Genomic DNA, 17,645 nt, shown 5'->3' on the forward strand with positions numbered 1-17,645 from the left:
AAAACATGCATTCGTTGGTAGTAAACCACTCAAAATAGTTATCAAATAAGCTACTAAAGAAAGGAGCCGACATACAGTTTTGAAAACACTCGGTATCATTGTAGAGTATAATCCCCTGCATAACGGACATGTCCATCACTGGAAGGAGTCCCTTCGTATCACTGGTGCACAGCGCACGGTGGCTGTGATGAGTGGTCCCTTCCTTCAACGGGGCGAACCCGCGATTACAGACAAATGGTCGCGCACCGAAATGGCACTCGCCATGGGCGTAGACCTGGTTCTGGAGCTGCCTGTAGCCTATGCTGTCCAGCCCGCAGAATGGTTTGCCCGCGGCGCGGTGACCTTGCTGTGCGCGACGGGCATCGTCGACGCGCTCTGCTTCGGCAGCGAGAGCGGAGACATCGCCCCGCTGCACACGCTGGCTCGCGTGCTGGCGGCAGAGCCGGCCGAACTCAAGGCCGGCATCGCCCAGCGCCTGAGCAAGGGCGCGAGCTATCCCGCCGCCTACGCGGGAGCCGCAGCCGCGCTGGCGGCCGAAGGAGCGGACGGCGCTGCGCTCGCCGCTCTTATGCAACAGCCCAACAATACGCTGGGGCTGCATTACTTGATTGCGCTGGAACGACTGGGCAGCACGATCAAGCCCTTCACGGTAGCCCGCACGGGATCGGGCTACCACGAAGCCGTGGCTCCTGCGGACGGAGTCATCGCCAGCGCCACGGCCATCCGCCGTCTACTGCTGGACGGCGGGCCGGAGGCCGCATCGCCGTACGTACCTGCGGCGACCCTGGAGATTTTGCAGCGCGAGTGGCAAGAAGAACGCGCGCCGCTGCATTGGGAAGCGTTCTGCCAGCCACTGCTGAACGCCCTGATCACGCAGAGCCCGCAGCAGCTGGCGGAGCTGCACGAGGTCACCGAAGGGCTGGAACATCGCCTGCAGCAATCGCTGTACACGCTGCCCCAGCCCTCTGTGGAGGCTCTGTTTGCCGCTGTCAAGACAAAACGCTATACTCGTACGAAGCTTCAGCGAATGTGTACACATATTTTGCTGAATCATGCCAAAGCGGATATGACTCCCGCTGAGCTGGCGAAAGGTCCCGGCTATATCCGCGTGCTCGGCTTTAACAGGGCTGGACGCAAGCTGCTGGCGCAAATGAAAGACACAGCCGCCCTGCCAGTATGGGTCAAGCCGTCTGCCGGGTCACATGCCCATCTGGACTGGGATACTGCCGCCGCCGCCATACATGCAGCCGGGATGCCGCGTCCCGCCATCCGTCACATGTATGCTGATTACTTGCGGCCCCCCGTTATGGTTTAATAGGCAGCTTTTCCATATAATTCAGCGCATCGCCAAGCTTGCGAACCGGGACAAGCTTCATCTGGGTTCCGATTTGCTCTGCTTTGGCTTTTGCCTCTTTATAATTATCCGCCGGGACGAAAAACAATTCCGCGCCCTGACGGTCAGCAGCGACAATTTTATACTTGGCACCACCAATCGCTCCAACCTGACCGTCCTTATCAATAGTACCCGTACCGGCTACACGATATCCCTTACTTAAGTCACCTGGTGTCAGCTGGTTATAGATTTCCATAGTAAACATCAAACCTGCCGAGGGACCGCCGACATCCGTAGATGTAAAATGAATCGTTTTACGTCCATCCTTCGGCTCTACCTTCTGTACCGTGGCAATACTGACGCCAAACCCGGAACGTTCTTTTCCCGTCTCACTGTCCGTGATGGTTGTTAATGGAGCTTGCACTGCCAGCAACTTTCCATCGCGCTTTAGCTTCACTTTAGCCAGCGTTCCCGGTTTCGCATCCTCCAAGGCCTTCCGAATGGAATGATTATCAGTTACCCTCGTACCGTTCAACTCTAATATTTCATCTCCGGGCTCAAACACGCTGTTTGGTCCCGGAACCTTAAATACATACACATAATCCGGCACAATGCGATAGGGAACATGAGCACGGGTATAGGCAGCCTCCATCGCGGAAGATTGGGAATCCCCCATATACCATACCTGCTCTGCTGCATATTCATCTTCACTTCTGCCATGCAGACGATCCTCTTTGCGCTGAATCTCCGAGTTGCTGTCCAGCTTGGACATAGCTAGCATGATGACATTGGCATATCTCGCCGATACCGTCGTCATCATAAAACTCCCCCGTTCGCTGCTATCCCCTTCCTGTACTTTAACCATCGGTTTGATCTCGTTTGCCCCACCTGGTCCATAGATCAGATAAGGGGTTGGCATATAAACCAGCACATAGACCATTGCAGCCAGTATTAAGACATAACCGGTTGTAAAAAAGGCTCTTTTCCGGTTAATTTGCATCATTGCTTCTCCCCCTTGCAGCCTAACTTCTCCTATCTTACCCAAGTGCCTTTGCTCCACCTGTTCTCAAGCCTTCCAAAAAAGCATACATTGTTTACGACAACGTGTACGAGCAACCTCTACCCAGACAATGAACGTGAATAAACGCTGGAGACAGCATCCGACTCTCTTAGTATATTTATGAGAGGTGAACTCTTTGATGCAAAAGGAAGCCCGCCCTGCTCCTTATTGGACAACCTTGCTGCTTGGCCTCGGAGCCATTTTGCTTGTAGTGGCTATTGTCGCCTCACCAGAAGAAGTATTTCAAGCCTCTACCCAGGGGCTTAAGTTATGGTGGAGCATTATTTTCCCGGCCATGCTGCCCTTTTTGATGCTATCTGAAATGCTCATCGCCTTTGGTCTGGTACATGGTCTAGGTGTTCTGCTGGAGCCGTTCATGCGATTTTGGTTTCGGCTGCCGGGACGAAGCGGCTGGGTGTTGGCCCTCGGCCTAACTGCGGGATTCCCGGCTGCTGCGGAAGCGGTACGCCAATGGGCACAGCAGGAGGATATGACCCCGCTTCAGCTTCGACGTCTGACCGCTATCGCTCATTTCTGCAATCCGATTACGATCCTGCTCGTCATTGGCACAGGACTGCTGCACAATGCTGCTGTAGGCGGGCTGTTACTTGCCGTTCACTGGATTTCTGGGCTGCTGGCAGGCTGGATCACAGCCAGATTACCTGAATCGTCCAGAAAATCGAAAAAACGGGAAACGCCAGCTGCCATCCGGCTCGCTTCTGTTTCCCGCCCTACCACCTCCCTGATCCGATCCGCATGGGAAGCTACCCGCTCTGCCAAAGAACGGGACGGTCGCAGTTTTGGAAAACTGTTAGGCGAAACCGTATCCCATGCTGTACAGACGCTGATGGTGACAGGTGGATTCATTATTTTCTTTTCCGTACTGATTCGGCTGCTGACCCTATACTCAGGTCAAGGGACGCTTTCTATGGTGTGGCCTGCCTGGATGGAAATCCATCTGGGTTCCTATGAAATCAGCCGTCTGCCCAACGATCTCCGTACACAAGCAGCGCTGATCAGCGCTGTGTTAGGCTGGGGCGGCTTGTGCGGCTGGCTTCAAATTACCGCCGTCACCAGACCTTCCGACAAGGGCATCACCTTCACCTTATCACGAGTGCTCCATGGGATCATTGCTTTTGGACTGACCTTGGCGGCATGGACTCCGCTTAGCCACATTGTCAGTAATACAATTCCTGCTTACATCAGTCGCAGTTCTGTATCTTCTTTTTCGGAAAGTGTAAATGACTCTGGTATACAATCTGTCATGGTCGGAGCCAGCAGTTTATTAACACAAATAGAAGGAACATCCATGTACCCCTGGCAACTGACCGTACTGTCCGTCGTACTTCTAAGTACGATTATACTTGCTCTGCTCGCCGTTTCCTTTATGACTTCATGGTGGAGCCACCGCGATTCGCGCTAACCTTGGCACGCAGTGCGTCTTCCACCTCTGGTGACACCAGATCTACGACCTTGCCATCAAAATGCGCAATTTCCTTCACCATACTGGAACTCAGATATGAATAAGCCGGATTGGTCATCATAAAGATCGTTTCCGCATCCGGGTTCAGCTTATGATTGGTAGAGGCCAATTGCAGCTCATATTCAAAATCGGTCACTGACCGGATTCCTCTGACAATAACCTGAGCCCCTTTTTGACGTACATAATTTGCTGTCAAATCACGAAAGCTGTCCACTTCAACGTTTGGAATATCGCGAGTTACCGTCCGCAGCAGCTCCATTCGCTCCTCAAGTGAAAACAGCGGATTTTTACTAATATTGTTAAGAACCGCGACAATCAGTAAATCAAACTGTCGGGCCGCTCTTTGAATAATATCCTGATGCCCCATCGTCACGGGATCAAAGGTTCCCGGATATACGGCAACACGTGGTTTGTGCTCAATCATGATGGTCCTCCCCGTCTGATTCGGTGATGCCGAATTTGCCCCCTTCGGCTTCTGTATGTTCTTCGGCGTCTGACAAAGCATCATCTGCAAAGTGATAAATGGATAACGCCGTTTCACCATAGACCGCTTTTCTAACCTGTTCAAACGGTCCGAAACTTATCGGATACTCATGTCCCGATTCATACTCCAGCACGATGATTGCACCTGAACGAAGCAAGTCCAACTCTGCCATGCGGCTCATCAATTCATCCCCGTGCTTGAGACGATAAGGCGGGTCCAGAAAAACTGCATCAAAAAGAGCTCCACGTTTTGCCAGCGCCTTGAGCGCTCGTCCGGCATCATTGCGGAACACTTCTGCCTTTCCTTCCAATCCAGTTTTTCGCAAATTTTCTTTAATGACATCAATGCTTTTGGATTCCATATCAATAAAAACTACCTTGTCCATTCCCCGACTAAGCGCCTCTATCCCCAGGCCGCCACTGCCAGCAAACAAATCAAGCGCGACTCCTCCATCAAAATAAGGACCTATCATGCTAAATAGCGCTTCCTTGACCTTATCCGTGGTCGGTCGCGTCCCGGTGCCGGGAACTGCCTTTAACGGCCTTCCTTTGGCACTACCCGATACCACTCTCACGCTGAAACTCACCTATTTTCTATATGTGTTCATAACCATATAAAGATTATGACGTTATCGTACCACATGCACCGCCGTTTGAAAAACTTAGTGATGAAGCAGGTATAAAAAACCATCTCCTGGGCATCCTTAGGATATCGGCATTCAACCAATGTCGTAGACAACCGCGGAGAAGACTTACGTTTCCCCATAAGCTCTTCGTCCGGTTTCTCCTCTCCCATTCGGGCGCTCTTTCGTAGAGCGCCTGTTTTTTTGCATAAAAAGAAGCTGCTTTAAAGCAGCTTTATGTATTATTTTTTCTAATCTGCATTTTGCTTATTTCAGCAGTTCTTCGGGTGTATCCCCTTGATAAACATACACATAACTTGCCACCGATACAGCAAATGTCGCAAACATAGACAACGATGTGGCTAACCCGTATACTACTTTTTTCATCATTCCACTCACCTCCTTCCCCGAATCAATGTTAGGCTTTGAAGCAAAAAAGCAACAGCCACTACAGAAGAACCAATAACAAAATTTGTACATACAAGCAAGGAGGATAACAATCGCAAGAGGGGATAAAACCGGACTGGAATGCGCGACTGCTTTTCAATTCTGGACGGGGCAAAGCATAAAACAAGAATGAGCGCGATTCCGTTAAACAGGTTTGTCAACCCATTATTTAAGGAAATGCAAGATATGTATGTAAAAGCTACAGAGGTCACCAACACACATGCCATACCCGTTTTCAAGTGAATACCACCAGATACTTGGCGCAGCAAAGCAAAAGCAACGAGAATCGTTGCAGCTTCTACCATCCGCCCCGTGAAGAATGAGGCGAATAGTGTCAACAAGATGATCATAGACGCATTCAGAATGAGAGCGAGTGCGTATTTAAGCACTGGGACGGAGGCCGGATGATCAGGCACAATACGTTTAATCTGGTTAGCAAGTTTGAAGGCCATCGTTTCAATCATCTCGGTATTCCTTTCCGACTGCGTAGTAGATAAAAAATCCCGATACCAGTGCAAAAAATATCATACTCAACCATACTTCGCTATAGTAAAGCACAATAGAGGTTGAAATGAGAGACAGAATGATCAAGGTAATAACAATGCCATATTCCTCTTTGAACTTAAGCTTTTTGAAATTTGGGGAAAAGCCGATCTCTTTTCGATACAATATAAATGAAATAAGTAGTCCTGTTGCTGCGCTAACCACTTGTAACAGATAGCCCTTCAAGGACCCGTTCTGCAGCTCAGAAATAGGCAGGTTACCGAACATAGCCTTCAGGAGTACCGATTGAATAACGGCATATGCAAAATAACCGGTAACTGTCATAATACCTGACCAAACAATCGGGATCTTCACCACCGTAGCAAGTAAAAAAATAAAAAGCAGCATATTAATGACAGGTACCAAATATGAAAGTGAAAATTCCTCTCGGAGCAAATAACTTTGCAGGTTCATAATCAGGTTTACAAAAATAGCCTGCCATAGATAGAAAGTCATTCTAACCTTAAAGATACTTAAAATCAGCGCAAAAACAGCTACTCCTTCCAGTGTAGAGAAAAATAAAAAGCCGAGTGGCTCCAAAAGCATACGTGCATCTCCTTTACAATTCCAACAAACCTCATCGGTGTATTCAAAAACTTGGATGTACATCGAATATAAAGGGCTGGGAGCTACTTTTCAAGGGGTCTTTTCAATAATTTCGTAGATTTATTCAAGCACTTCAACCAAATGTTATCTGATGCTGCTTCAAGTTGCAACTAGGCAACACTTTCTTTGACCGAATCTTCCTGCTTGCGTACAGATTTTATACGTGATATAAGCTTTTTCCCCAATCGGATGCCGGGCTGTTCTATCCATATGTAGGTAAACCAGGAAAGTCCAGCGGTGCATAGCAACGTCATGATGAACATAAGTGTGAGGCTGACCAAAGGAGCAAACGGTAATTTAATCTGTATGATTAGCCCCAGGACCAGTATATGCGTCAAATACATGCTATAGCTGAGGCGGCCGATCCATGACCACACCTGATTAAGCAGCCACATCGGCTGCCAATGATACAAAGCATACGCTCCCAGCAGCAACCCGACACCTAAGAGATAATCCGCCATACCTCCAAAAAACGCAAACAGCACAGTACCAAGCAGCAAGCCGCCACTGAGCGCGTCTACACTTTTCCAATGACGCTCGTCTTTCCAAATGAAAAACAACAATATACCCAGTCCAAAGACAGGCAACTGATTCGGAAACCATAAATACAAATAGTGCCCCCATAAAGAGTGATCACTAATTAGTGGATATTGAGCAAACACCGTATTTAGCCCAAAGCTTGCCACAAGCACCATCATGACAAACCAAGTCGCATGGCGAACCGATCGAATCAACTTAAATAAGAGGGGGATAAGCAGATAAAACATGCATTCCACCGCAATGGACCATTCCACACCGATAATGCTGTTGATCCAATACGGATTGAGACCGTTCAAAAACAGAACATGGGCTGCTATATTAGTGGCAGTAACTCCCTCCTGATCCCCAAGCCAAAATCGTGGACCCGTCCCATCCACAGCTAAATAGATTCCTAACATCACGTAATACAAGGGTGCAATCCGAAAAAAACGACGCAACAGGTAGGCCGCCATTCCTTCTCTCTCGTCACTCGAACGCCTGCTCAGGGATAGAAAAAGCGTAAAAGCGCTGGCCATATAAAATAAAGCGACTCCTTTGGCTCCTATGCTCAAGCCTTTTTGCAACCAACCATTTAATCCGTCCACATGCTGACTGACATGCACAAGTAATACTCCCATAATCGCCAGCGCCCTTAGCGTATCTACAAATTGCAACTTATCTTGTTCCATCTTCCCCTTGTCTTCGGGCATCGTATCCCTCCATAACAAATTCAAATGATACATTTTGTATCTATAATACACAAAATGTATCACCCAAGTAAATATCCCCATTATGTAAAAAAACACCCTCTGACCGCACCAAGATGCGGTCAAAAAGTGTTGATTTTATCATGCTATAATCAGCTGTTCTCTATTTGTTTAAATGAAAAGGTACGGTCGTTACGATGACATCTTTGTAGTTAATCAAATAGGCTCTCATCAGCAAACTGGTCTGATTATGCAGTATATTTTCCCACCAGTGTTTAGTGATAAATTGTGGAATGAGAACTGTAATATGATCCTCGTCTGCTTTTTTCCACTCTACTGTATCAATGAACTTGCGAAGCGGATTAATGATACTGCGATAACGCGATCTCAGCACTACTAAACGTATACCCACATCCCACTCTTCCCACTTCTGTTCCATTTTTTGAATCGCTTCATCGTCCACACCTACATATACGGCAACCACATTGTCCGACAGAGTTTTGGCATAGCTGATGGTATTCATGACGACTCGTGTAATGCCTGCCACCGGAATAATAATCGTGTTGCCTTTGACCATAGGTTTGTCCTTTGTGATATCAATGCGCAGCTGTTCAGCCGTATTTTTGTAATGCTTATTAATCTTCATAAAGAAATATAATACCAAAGGCAGGAAGATAAAGACTACCCATACCTGGCTAAACTTAGTAAAGATAAAGATAAGCGTAATTGACAGCGTGGTTAGCATCCCGACCGTATTAATAGCCAATTTGACGACCCAGCCAGCTGGTTTGAGCCGAATCCACCGAATCATCATACCAAGCTGTGACAGGGTAAACGGAATAAATACCCCTACGGCATAAAGCGGGATGAGGTTTTCTGTGTTGCCACCAAAAACGATGACCAGCAATGCCGAGAAGATACTCAGAAACAGGATGCCGTTAGAATAGCCGAGTCGATCTCCACGAACCATGAACATATGCGGCATGTATTTGTCTTTCGCGAGCATAAAAGCGAGCAACGGAAAAGCTGAATAAGCTGTGTTGGCCGCCAAAAACAAGATAAGTGCCGTCACGCCTTGAATGATGTAATACATCACACCGCGCCCAAAAGTAGCATTAGCAATTTGCGAAATCACTGTTTCTTGCGGATTAGGACGAACACCGTACCAATAAGCCAGCAAACTAATTCCGATAAACATACAGCCGAGAATCAAGCCCATCATCATCAATGTAGTTGCCGCATTTTTGGCAGCAGGCTTGCGGAAGTTCGGAATGGCATTTGAGACAGCTTCTACACCGGTTAGCGCCGAACAGCCCGAGCTAAATGCTTTTAGTAAGAGAAACAGACTGACGTTAGATACCGTAGCTCCAAATTGCGGCGCCGCCGCATGGGCTCCTCCTGCCAGATAGTGAATGATACCACTAATAATCAGAACAAAAATGGCAACAACAAATAAGTAAATCGGTATAGCCAGCACCGAGGCAGATTCCGTCACCCCGCGCAAGTTCATAATAGTCAAAAAGATAATCATCACTAAAGCAATTGCGATTCGATGATCATGTAACGATGGGAACGCCGATGTAATGGCATCTGTACCTGCCGATGAGCTAACAGCTACCGTTAGAATATAATCGACCAGCAGAGAGCCGCCTGCAATCAGACTCGGACTCTTTCCTAAATTGTCCTGTGCAACAATGTAGGCTCCCCCACCACCAGGATAGGAAAAAATGGTCTGTCTATACGATAGGATCAGAATGATAAGCAAACCCAATACCGCAATGGATATAGGGATAGAATACCATAGGGCAGCAAAGCCCGCTGTAATTAAAACCAGCAGAATCTGCTCCGTTCCGTAAGCTACAGAGGACAATGCATCTGAGGACAGAATGGCCAGTGCCTTGAGCTTATTCAGTTTCTCATCTTCAAGGGCCGTCGATTTTCGCGGACGACCGATTAATAACCTTTTGACTTTACTTAGCATTTCGTTGACTCCTTCTTTGGATGAGGGTTTTGCAAAAGAACTATGAATCGTATATTTATTATGTCACCTGCACATCAGATTGATGAAACAAATGAACTATTATTTTATACTCCCTCATCCAGAAAAAAACAATAAGGAATGCTCCCTAAAAAGAGCATTCCCGAGTAAGAAAGAGTATTTCGATAAAATACCCTTATGTATACAATATTTTGAACCTTTCCGGCGTAATTCCTTCCGCCCGGCGGAAAGTTGCCACAAAATGACTGACATCTCGGAAGCCTACGCGCTCCGAAATCTCCTTTACCGTTAATTGCGGATACTCTGTCATCATTTCCTTAGCCTTCCGCAACCGAATTACAATCAGATAAGCATACGAAGTCACACCGAACGCTTGCTTAAACAATGTATTTAAATGACGAGCGCTGACATTCATCATAACGGCCATATCCCTTAAACCCACATCTGGGCTGGCATAATTTTGCTCCATAAAGGTCAGTACAGGGGTTAAACGTTCCACATTGTGAGATAAGGAAGGCATCGAGCTATGTTGTCCATGTTTACGCAGCAGAGTCAGAAAACGGTACATGTTGGCCGAAGCATCTAATCCAGACAAATCACGTTCACTAACCATGGAGTGTAGCATGTTTTCCCCAAAGCTGTGCAGCTCGCTATCCGGGTCCCAATGGTACCCTCGCGTATGCTTCAATCCGAGTGCAGTCAATACAGCCGCGGCGATGGGTCCGTCAAATGTGATGTATAACGTTCGCCATACCTTGGTCGCCCGTCTGTATGCATGGGCTTCACCAGGCAGTAGTAGAACCCCGGACTGCTCACCCAAACGGAAGGTTCCCCCTTTATATGTAAACATCCCCTCACCTGACACCGTCTGAATCCAGTGAAAGCAAGGATAGCCCTCTGGACGGGACACATCCTCCTGTCTGCTATTAAATCCGATACTTTCAATAAAAAGGGGTAAAGAGTGCTCACGAGTAGTCAGGAAAAATCGCAAATGATGGGGAGTCAAAATCATAATAAGCACCTCCGGCGTATGTGGTATCTATTTCTCATGTAGATCCATATTGTTATATACATGTTCATTTTATTATATTTAAAAGCATTTATTTGTATTATAAGATAGGATTATTCTTATATACAGAGGTGATTGGCATGATAAGCAGCAAACTTCCTAAAGTATTTTACGGTGGGGATTACAATCCTGAGCAATGGGATGAGGCCACGCATCAGGAGGATTTACGGATGTTCAGACAGGCAGGAATTGATATCGCCACACTCAACGTTTTCTCATGGGCTAAAATTCAGTCTGACGAAATCACATATCATTTTGAGTGGCTGGATCAGTTGATTGATAATCTTTATGAAAGCGATATCTTCGTTTGTCTAGCTACTAGTACGGCAGCGCATCCTGCTTGGATGGCTACCCGTTATCCCGACATTCTTCGGGTCGATGCTGACGGGCGTAAGCGAAAATTCGGAGGACGACATAACTCTTGTCCGAACAGTCCAACCTATCGAAAATACGCAGAACAGATGGCTGACCGACTTGCAGAGCGATACAAAGACCATCCCGCAATCCTCGTGTGGCACGTATCCAATGAGTATGGCGGGGATTGCTATTGTGACAATTGTGCCGCAGCGTTCCGGGTATGGCTCAAACAAAAATACGGATCACTAGAAGAGCTAAACCGGGTGTGGAATACTTCCTTCTGGGGTCACACCTTCTATGATTGGGATGAAATTGTACCTCCAAATAATCTGAGTGAGCATTGGGGAGAAAATCACTCCACATTTCAGGGCATATCCCTTGATTATGCACGCTTCAATTCAGACAGTATGCTGGATTGCTACCTGCTGGAATATAACGCGATTAAAAAACATATTCCCGATGCCGTGGTAACAACCAATCTGATGGGCTTTTTTAAGCAACTGGATTATTTTAAGTGGGCTAAGCACATGGATATAGTATCTTGGGACAGCTATCCCGGGGCTAATACCCCGATAAGCTATACGGCGATGGCGCACGACCTGATGCGCGGCTTGAAGGATGGGCAGCCCTTTATGCTGATGGAGCAAACACCGAGCCAACAGAATTGGCAGGCGTATAATTCACTTAAACGACCTGGCGTTATGCGTTTATGGAGTTATCAGGCTGTAGCACATGGCGCGGATACGGTCATGTTTTTCCAGCTTCGCCGCTCGATCGGTGCTTGCGAGAAATTCCACGGGGCCGTAATTGAGCATGCCGGGCATGAGAACACACGTGTATCTCGCGAGGTGGCACAGCTTGGCAATGAGCTCGGCGCTTTAGGCAACACGCTGCTTGACGCGACTGTTCATGCCAAAGTAGCTATTTTGTTTGATTGGGACAATTGGTGGGCTTTGGAAAAGTCAAGCGGCCCTTCTGTCGCCTTGAAATACTTGGATCAGGTGCATAAGTATTATGCTACACTCTTCCGGCGTAACGTACAGGTAGACCTGATTTCTGTGGATACAGATTTCCAAAAATATGATCTCATTATCGCGCCTGTACTCTACATGGTCAAGCCGGGTACTGCTGAGAAACTGGAACAATTCACAGAGCGTGGCGGCACCTTCTTAACGACCTTTTTCAGTGGCATTGTAAATGAAAACGATCTGGTCACAACCGGAGGATATCCTGGTAAACTGCGTAATTTACTCGGGATCTGGGTAGAGGAAATTGATGCGCTTCTGCCTGAATCACACAACCGCATTATATTGAAAGAAAAAGTGGGCGTATTAGAAGGTGAATATAAATGTGGGTTGCTCTGCGACTTGCTGCATAGCGAAGGAGCCGAGGTGCTGGCGGAATACGGCGATGATTTCTATCAGGGCATGCCAGTACTGACACGCAATCGCTTTGGTCAAGGTGAAGCGTGGTATGTCGCTACTGACCCTGAGGAACCTTTCCTTGATGGTCTGCTGGGCTACATTTGTGAGCAAAAAGGGATTTCATCCCTGCTGCGTGCTCCTGCGGGCATAGAAGCCACTATGCGGTCCAAAGATGGAAAGTCTTATCTATTTGTTCTCAACCATAATGCCCAGACACAGCAATATCATCTGGATGACCAAAAAGGAAAAGAGCTGATCAGCGGAAAATTCCTGGAAGGAGATATTTCTATTGAAGGCTATGGCTTCCAAGTGCTGGAGCTATCATAATCAATTCAATCTGACTTATACCACTCACTTTACTGCATAAAGGTAATTTAGTACCAAAGGAGTTAATCATGAAACGACTGCTATGGATCGGCAGCTTATCTTATTTTTTAATTGGTCTAGCACATGTGGTTGTAGGCTCCCTACTGCCCGTATTGCTAGAGCATTACGGTAGAACCTATACGGATGGCGGAAGCCTGATTTTCGCTCAATTTTCCGGCTTTCTGGCTGGAGTTCTACTGTCACCGTGGCTTGCCCGGACGTTCGGCAAACGCCGAAGTCTGGTATTTGCCCTACTCCTGCTGTGTGCGGCTGAAGTGCTGTATTCACTTCTGCCGCCCTGGGGCTGGCTATATGCCGTCGGGGCAGTAGCCGGATTTGGCTTTGGGATGGTAGAAGCACTCATTGGTACTATTGTTATTGGAGGTATTACTCAAGGAACGGGCGCGGCTATGAGCCGTCTGGAAGTCTTTTTCGGGATCGGCGCCTTGGCTATGCCCGCTATCGCTAGCCAATTCATTGCTCTAGGTTGGTGGCGACTGGCATTTCCCATCATCTCCTTGTTTGCAGCCGTAGCCACTATAGCTTGGCTGCGTGGGTCCTTCGGCACACTGGACGCTCTATTGGACGAACAGGAACACCGAGGTGACAACCATAAGCGTTCCACTAATTCACTGGAGTCACCTACCGTAAAGGCTTCTAATAGCAGCCCTATAGGCAATTGGAAGCTACTTGCATTATTTATCGTTTTTTTCTTTATCTACGTAGGAACTGAGATGAGCCTGGCCAATTTCCTGCCCTCCATGTTTATCGAGCGACTCGGTCTCACACAAGCAGAAGCAGCACTCAGTGTCACCTGCTTTTGGTTGGCAATGGCCTTCGGACGGTTATTTACAGGCTACATTGCCGATCGATACGGCTACGGTGTCTTTGTCGCTCTGAGCTCACTGGCAGCGACCCTGCTGCTGTGTGTGTTCCCGTTGATCCAAGGCACTGCTGGTGCCTTTGTCCTTATCGTACTGCTGGGACTCGGCATGTCCGGCATCTTTTCCATCGCTCTTGTTTTTGCCAGCAAAATGATGCCAGGCACAGAAGAATCGACTACGAGCCTGCTTATCGGTGCAGGCGGAGTCGGAGGTGCCCTGCTGCCCTTATGGCTTGGAAACAGTATGGATCGTGGAGGAGCAGTTGCTTCAGCTTGGTTACTAGCGGGATTTGCTTGTATCCTGTGCCTGCTTGGCGGTATCCTGTACGCCTTATATGTACGCAAAAAGCGACTTCAAACCGCTTCATCATGATATTAACCTACTACTGGCACCCCAAGTGTATCCTTAGATGACAACCAAGGATACATTTGGAGGTGCTTTTTACATACTAGACGAATGTACCTTGTACAGAAGCCTGTTTTTAGTCAAAATAGATTGTTTCCTATGAAACACAGGACAGATATCCATGCCTCCTCTAGATGAATGGAGTACTATACAACAAACCATATGGAGGTGTTTGTATTGGGTCGTCCTGAATTGAACCGAAAAAAAGGCCGTAAAAAAGACGTTTTTGTCCGTGCCTGGTTTGATAAGCTAGAAAAAAAGTTTGAGGAAATGCCCCCCAAAAAAAGAGGCCGCTCAAAACGGAAATCGTTTGGTAAAGACATCATTGTCAAAAAGCAAGTTGTACATGTGAATATTAATCATGATGCTGAAGGGGATTCCAGAACCACAGGTGATTTAGCGCAGTTCGGTTACATTTATAATGTGAGGCCCCAACTCGTTTCGATTGAAGGGGAGGTCATTTTCGATACGAACGGCATACTTACACCTGGGATTGCTCACCTTCCAGGGACTACACAAATTGCTGTAGCCGATGCAGGGAAGTATGAAGTCCACTTTTCGGTGTCGGGTATAGAACCTAACCAATTCGCCATCTTTATTAATGGCGTACTGGCTGAGGGAACCGTGTACGGCTCAGGAGCCGGGACACAGCAGAACACCGGGCAAGCCATCCTTGCTTTGGCATGCGGTGATGTCCTTACTCTGCGTAACCATAGCTCTACTGCTGCTGTTACCCTGCAAACACAGGCCGGAGGAACTCAAGCCAGCGTAAATGCCTCTGTCCTCATTAGAAAATTGGGATAGGCTTAGACTCATGCAAAGCCCCAATATACTAAAAAGGGTTTATCCATCGCACGAGGATAAACCCTGAATACTTTTTAAAAGGCGATAATGATCCCTTTGTCATTGGCATACATTGAACTAATTCCCCTGGTGGGCACAATATGAATATCTTTAAATTGATAGCGGTTCTTCAAGGTATTCATTAACTTTTGTGCCAGTCCGGGATTATTGCAATGAGTAATAACGATGCTTTCTCCTTCGGTACTCCGACCACTTTTTTCAATGGTATCTGCCAACTTTTCAATGATTTGATTCTGACCACGGGCTTGAGTAAATAATGCGATGTTTCCGTCACCGTCTGAACCTAAAATAGGCCTGATATGCAAGAATGAAAGTATCTTTCCAGTAATTTTATTCATTCGTCCGTTCTTGACCAAATTATCCAAATTCTCTAACACAAAATAGGTTTTCATTTTGCTGATAAAGCTCTCCAAAGAAGAGATAATCTCGCTTTTATGATATCCTTCGTCAATCAGCTTGCGTAATTTTAGAGCTAACAAGAGTTGTCCAGCCGATGCGCTTTTCGAATCGAATACATGAACATCTACCCCTTCTTCTTCCGCCATATCCTTTGCGACCAATGCACTGGAATACGAGCTGGACAGGTTGCTGGATAATGTAATGGCAAAAGAAGTATGCGCGCCTTGAAAGGCTTCCTTATATAGCATAGGTGACGGTGAAGCGGAACCAATCTTGGTTGTACAGGCTTTCATTTCTTCCATAAACTGAGGCAAGTCCAATGTATCATCATCTATGAAGCATTTTTCACCCAATGTCATGTTTAATGGAATCGTAGTTACTTGCATCTCTTCTTTAAGCTCTGTCGTTAAGTCGCAGCAACTATCTGCTATGATTTTATATCTCACCCAGTACACCCTCACATTATGTTATTTTTCACTAGAATCCGCATTCATCATATTCAAAGAAAGCTCAATTAACCACATCAGGCATTTCTATTTCTATTGCCACATCGCCTTTTTCCTTATTCCCGTAAGCGCTGCCGTAATTCTTGTTCTGGATACATGCAGATGATCTCGGAGTAAGGGGAAATTAATTCCATTATCTCGACGTTAAACTAAATATGGATACTATGTACTATAAAGAATTGCCAACAATAATAACAATGAAATATTTGTGAATTATTATCCTCCCCCTTCACCTCCAGAGATCTCTCAGGCCGAGAACAAAAAATACTTTAATCTCATTCATTGACTCGATACAATAAATAGTATATTCCAGTATTTGCGATAAAATAAACCATGCTAATCTCTGTGATAGTGAAGGAGTCTTCAAACTATGCTTAAGCTAATCCCCAACAAAAGCTTCATTATATGTATTGTTATCCTGATCGCTTTAATGGCATATTTCACAAAAGATCTAAGGACGGAGATGTCGGTAAAATCAACGGATCTATCGGAATTGTCAATAAACAATATTCCACTAAGCAAGAATATTACGGAGATTGATTTGACTGCTTATAAAAAGAACCCCGATTTTAACGATAAACACACAAAAGATGCCGATCACAGGTATTTTGAAAATTTCTTGATTGTCTATAGTTCTAGTGGAGAGATTATGAAACTGCAAACCTTGTCCGAGAGCGAATTTTCCAGCATCAGTGGCCACAAACTTCAGAAACTTGAGGATGTGAAAAATAAATTGGGCAACCATTTCGTGGATCAAAGCTACGACTCTGCCCAAAGCCTAAACGCCATAGTATATTATGACAAAATAAATCGTACGAAGGCTAGTTTTGTATATCCCCATAATAACAAGCAGGATCAGATCGTTGTCTGGACTATATTGGAAAAGTATTAGCATTTGTAAGAAAAGGCCAACCCGTAATTGCTGGTTGACCTTATCGTTTAAAGAATGTCCTACGCTTCTGAACGAATATGAACTAACTTTACAGCACCGTTTTAACCGTGTCTTGTACTTGTTTCAACAATCCTTTGTAACCATCTTCATCAAGGTAGCCGATACTACCAAGCAGCAAGTGACCGACTGATTCAATTCCAACAAAATCAAAAATACCCGTATCTGATGTGAGCTTCAATCCTGCGGTCATACCAATTTCATCGTAGATCGCGTTGGGCGTACCATGTGTATTCACGATAAACCCTTTTTTACCTGTAAGCAGCTTATTAATCCCTTCTGCACCAGCCGTATATGCAAAGCCGTAGGCAAATACACGATCAACATAACCTTTCAGGATCGCAGGAAGACCTGTCCACCAAATGGGTGAAATAAACGTAATCGTATCAGACTGCGAGATATATTCCTGCTCTACTTTGATATCAGCCGGCGTTTGTCCAGCTCTCATCGCAGCCGTATCCTCAGGTTTTAATACCGGTTGAAAATCAAGAGCGTACAGATCGCGTACAACGACTTCGTCACCTTTTTCCTTCAAGGTCGTTACAACCGTTTCCAGTATCGCGTGGTTAAAGCTTTCAGCGTTAGAGTGAGCATAGATGATAAGATGTTTCATTTTCAT

At 46.3% G+C, this 17,645-nt stretch carries 17 protein-coding genes; 6 read left to right on the top strand and 11 right to left on the bottom strand.

Annotation, left to right across the window (positions count from 1 at the left end; all coding sequences use genetic code 11):
- Positions 1–79: 79 nt before the first annotated feature.
- The gene (locus BN1546_RS01870; protein ID WP_090735564.1) at positions 80–1,315 is read left to right on the top strand and encodes a nucleotidyltransferase; all 1,236 of its coding nucleotides are present in this window, start codon (positions 80–82) and stop codon (positions 1,313–1,315) included.
- Here BN1546_RS01870 and BN1546_RS01875 read toward each other — a convergent pair.
- The gene (locus BN1546_RS01875; protein WP_090735566.1) at positions 1,305–2,336 is read right to left on the bottom strand and encodes a SepM family pheromone-processing serine protease; all 1,032 of its coding nucleotides are present in this window, start codon (positions 2,334–2,336) and stop codon (positions 1,305–1,307) included. The two genes, BN1546_RS01870 and BN1546_RS01875, sit on opposite strands and share 11 nt — an antisense overlap.
- A gap of 196 nt (positions 2,337–2,532) precedes the next feature.
- Between BN1546_RS01875 and BN1546_RS01880 the strand changes: the two genes are divergently transcribed.
- Positions 2,533–3,816: a nucleoside recognition protein gene (locus BN1546_RS01880; protein WP_090735569.1), complete on the top strand. Its 1,284-nt coding sequence runs from the start codon at positions 2,533–2,535 to the stop codon at positions 3,814–3,816.
- On the opposite strand, the gene coaD is transcribed toward BN1546_RS01880, so the two are convergent.
- The 8 genes from coaD to BN1546_RS01925 form a co-directional block, all read right to left on the bottom strand.
- Positions 3,779–4,300: a pantetheine-phosphate adenylyltransferase gene (gene coaD / locus BN1546_RS01885; RefSeq protein WP_013370628.1), complete on the bottom strand. Its 522-nt coding sequence runs from the start codon at positions 4,298–4,300 to the stop codon at positions 3,779–3,781. The two genes, BN1546_RS01880 and coaD, sit on opposite strands and share 38 nt — an antisense overlap.
- Positions 4,293–4,934: a 16S rRNA (guanine(966)-N(2))-methyltransferase RsmD gene (rsmD, locus tag BN1546_RS01890; protein ID WP_090735571.1), complete on the bottom strand. Its 642-nt coding sequence runs from the start codon at positions 4,932–4,934 to the stop codon at positions 4,293–4,295. Before rsmD ends, coaD begins: the two co-directional genes overlap by 8 nt.
- Positions 4,935–5,249: 315 nt before the next feature.
- On the bottom strand, positions 5,250–5,372 hold the full coding sequence (locus tag BN1546_RS01900; protein ID WP_013370626.1) for a cyclic lactone autoinducer peptide: 123 nt from the start codon (positions 5,370–5,372) through the stop codon (positions 5,250–5,252).
- A gap of 5 nt (positions 5,373–5,377) precedes the next feature.
- Positions 5,378–5,893 carry an accessory gene regulator ArgB-like protein gene (locus BN1546_RS01905; protein WP_040101587.1) on the bottom strand — a complete coding sequence of 172 codons (516 nt, stop codon included), beginning with the start codon at positions 5,891–5,893 and terminating at the stop codon, positions 5,378–5,380.
- On the bottom strand, positions 5,886–6,518 hold the full coding sequence (locus tag BN1546_RS01910; RefSeq protein ID WP_090735574.1) for a hypothetical protein: 633 nt from the start codon (positions 6,516–6,518) through the stop codon (positions 5,886–5,888). Before BN1546_RS01910 ends, BN1546_RS01905 begins: the two co-directional genes overlap by 8 nt.
- Positions 6,519–6,688: 170 nt before the next feature.
- A complete protein-coding gene (locus BN1546_RS01915) occupies positions 6,689–7,807 on the bottom strand; it encodes an acyltransferase family protein (protein WP_090735576.1) in 1,119 nt (372 codons plus the stop codon).
- A 160-nt stretch (positions 7,808–7,967) separates the two neighbouring features.
- Positions 7,968–9,785: an APC family permease gene (locus BN1546_RS01920; RefSeq protein ID WP_013370622.1), complete on the bottom strand. Its 1,818-nt coding sequence runs from the start codon at positions 9,783–9,785 to the stop codon at positions 7,968–7,970.
- A 193-nt stretch (positions 9,786–9,978) separates the two neighbouring features.
- Positions 9,979–10,815: an AraC family transcriptional regulator gene (locus BN1546_RS01925; protein ID WP_019686969.1), complete on the bottom strand. Its 837-nt coding sequence runs from the start codon at positions 10,813–10,815 to the stop codon at positions 9,979–9,981.
- Positions 10,816–10,952: 137 nt separating this feature from the next.
- Between BN1546_RS01925 and BN1546_RS01930 the strand changes: the two genes are divergently transcribed.
- The 3 genes from BN1546_RS01930 (at position 10,953) to BN1546_RS01940 (ending at position 15,112) form a co-directional block, all read left to right on the top strand.
- Positions 10,953–12,980, top strand: a complete 2,028-nt coding sequence (locus tag BN1546_RS01930) for a beta-galactosidase (RefSeq protein WP_090735579.1) — start codon at positions 10,953–10,955, stop codon at positions 12,978–12,980.
- Positions 12,981–13,048: 68 nt separating this feature from the next.
- On the top strand, positions 13,049–14,275 hold the full coding sequence (locus tag BN1546_RS01935) for an MFS transporter (protein WP_058710940.1): 1,227 nt from the start codon (positions 13,049–13,051) through the stop codon (positions 14,273–14,275).
- A gap of 210 nt (positions 14,276–14,485) precedes the next feature.
- Positions 14,486–15,112 carry a BclA C-terminal domain-containing protein gene (locus BN1546_RS01940; RefSeq protein WP_025679500.1) on the top strand — a complete coding sequence of 209 codons (627 nt, stop codon included), beginning with the start codon at positions 14,486–14,488 and terminating at the stop codon, positions 15,110–15,112.
- A 74-nt stretch (positions 15,113–15,186) separates the two neighbouring features.
- Here BN1546_RS01940 and BN1546_RS01945 read toward each other — a convergent pair whose 3' ends face one another.
- Positions 15,187–16,017, bottom strand: a complete 831-nt coding sequence (locus BN1546_RS01945) for a DegV family protein (protein ID WP_090735582.1) — start codon at positions 16,015–16,017, stop codon at positions 15,187–15,189.
- A gap of 430 nt (positions 16,018–16,447) precedes the next feature.
- On the opposite strand from BN1546_RS01945, the gene BN1546_RS01950 reads away from it, so the two are divergent.
- Positions 16,448–16,969, top strand: a complete 522-nt coding sequence (locus tag BN1546_RS01950) for a peptidase M56 (protein WP_090735585.1) — start codon at positions 16,448–16,450, stop codon at positions 16,967–16,969.
- Positions 16,970–17,057: 88 nt separating this feature from the next.
- On the opposite strand, the gene BN1546_RS01955 is transcribed toward BN1546_RS01950, so the two are convergent.
- Entirely contained in the window at positions 17,058–17,639 is a 582-nt protein-coding gene (locus tag BN1546_RS01955; protein WP_013370615.1) for an NAD(P)H-dependent oxidoreductase, read from the bottom strand.
- Between the last annotated feature and the right edge of the window lie 6 nt (positions 17,640–17,645).

The sequence above is a fragment of the Paenibacillus sp. Mc5Re-14 genome (genome assembly GCF_001049835.1).
GTDB lineage: Bacteria > Bacillota > Bacilli > Paenibacillales > Paenibacillaceae > Paenibacillus > Paenibacillus polymyxa_C.

Excerpts from the sequence above, each read along its gene's own strand:
- BN1546_RS01875 (WP_090735566.1), bottom strand. The coding sequence starts at position 2,336 with ATGATGCAAATTAACCGGAAAAGAGCCTTTTTTACAACCGGTTATGTC.
- BN1546_RS01880 (WP_090735569.1), top strand. The coding sequence starts at position 2,533 with ATGCAAAAGGAAGCCCGCCCTGCTCCTTATTGGACAACCTTGCTGCTT.
- coaD (WP_013370628.1), bottom strand. The coding sequence starts at position 4,300 with ATGATTGAGCACAAACCACGTGTTGCCGTATATCCGGGAACCTTTGAT.
- BN1546_RS01900 (WP_013370626.1), bottom strand. The coding sequence starts at position 5,372 with ATGATGAAAAAAGTAGTATACGGGTTAGCCACATCGTTGTCTATGTTT.
- BN1546_RS01905 (WP_040101587.1), bottom strand. The coding sequence starts at position 5,893 with ATGATTGAAACGATGGCCTTCAAACTTGCTAACCAGATTAAACGTATT.
- BN1546_RS01910 (WP_090735574.1), bottom strand. The coding sequence starts at position 6,518 with ATGCTTTTGGAGCCACTCGGCTTTTTATTTTTCTCTACACTGGAAGGA.
- BN1546_RS01915 (WP_090735576.1), bottom strand. The coding sequence starts at position 7,807 with ATGCCCGAAGACAAGGGGAAGATGGAACAAGATAAGTTGCAATTTGTA.
- BN1546_RS01920 (WP_013370622.1), bottom strand. The coding sequence starts at position 9,785 with ATGCTAAGTAAAGTCAAAAGGTTATTAATCGGTCGTCCGCGAAAATCG.
- BN1546_RS01925 (WP_019686969.1), bottom strand. The coding sequence starts at position 10,815 with ATGATTTTGACTCCCCATCATTTGCGATTTTTCCTGACTACTCGTGAG.
- BN1546_RS01930 (WP_090735579.1), top strand. The coding sequence starts at position 10,953 with ATGATAAGCAGCAAACTTCCTAAAGTATTTTACGGTGGGGATTACAAT.
- BN1546_RS01935 (WP_058710940.1), top strand. The coding sequence starts at position 13,049 with ATGAAACGACTGCTATGGATCGGCAGCTTATCTTATTTTTTAATTGGT.
- BN1546_RS01950 (WP_090735585.1), top strand. The coding sequence starts at position 16,448 with ATGCTTAAGCTAATCCCCAACAAAAGCTTCATTATATGTATTGTTATC.
- BN1546_RS01955 (WP_013370615.1), bottom strand. The coding sequence starts at position 17,639 with ATGAAACATCTTATCATCTATGCTCACTCTAACGCTGAAAGCTTTAAC.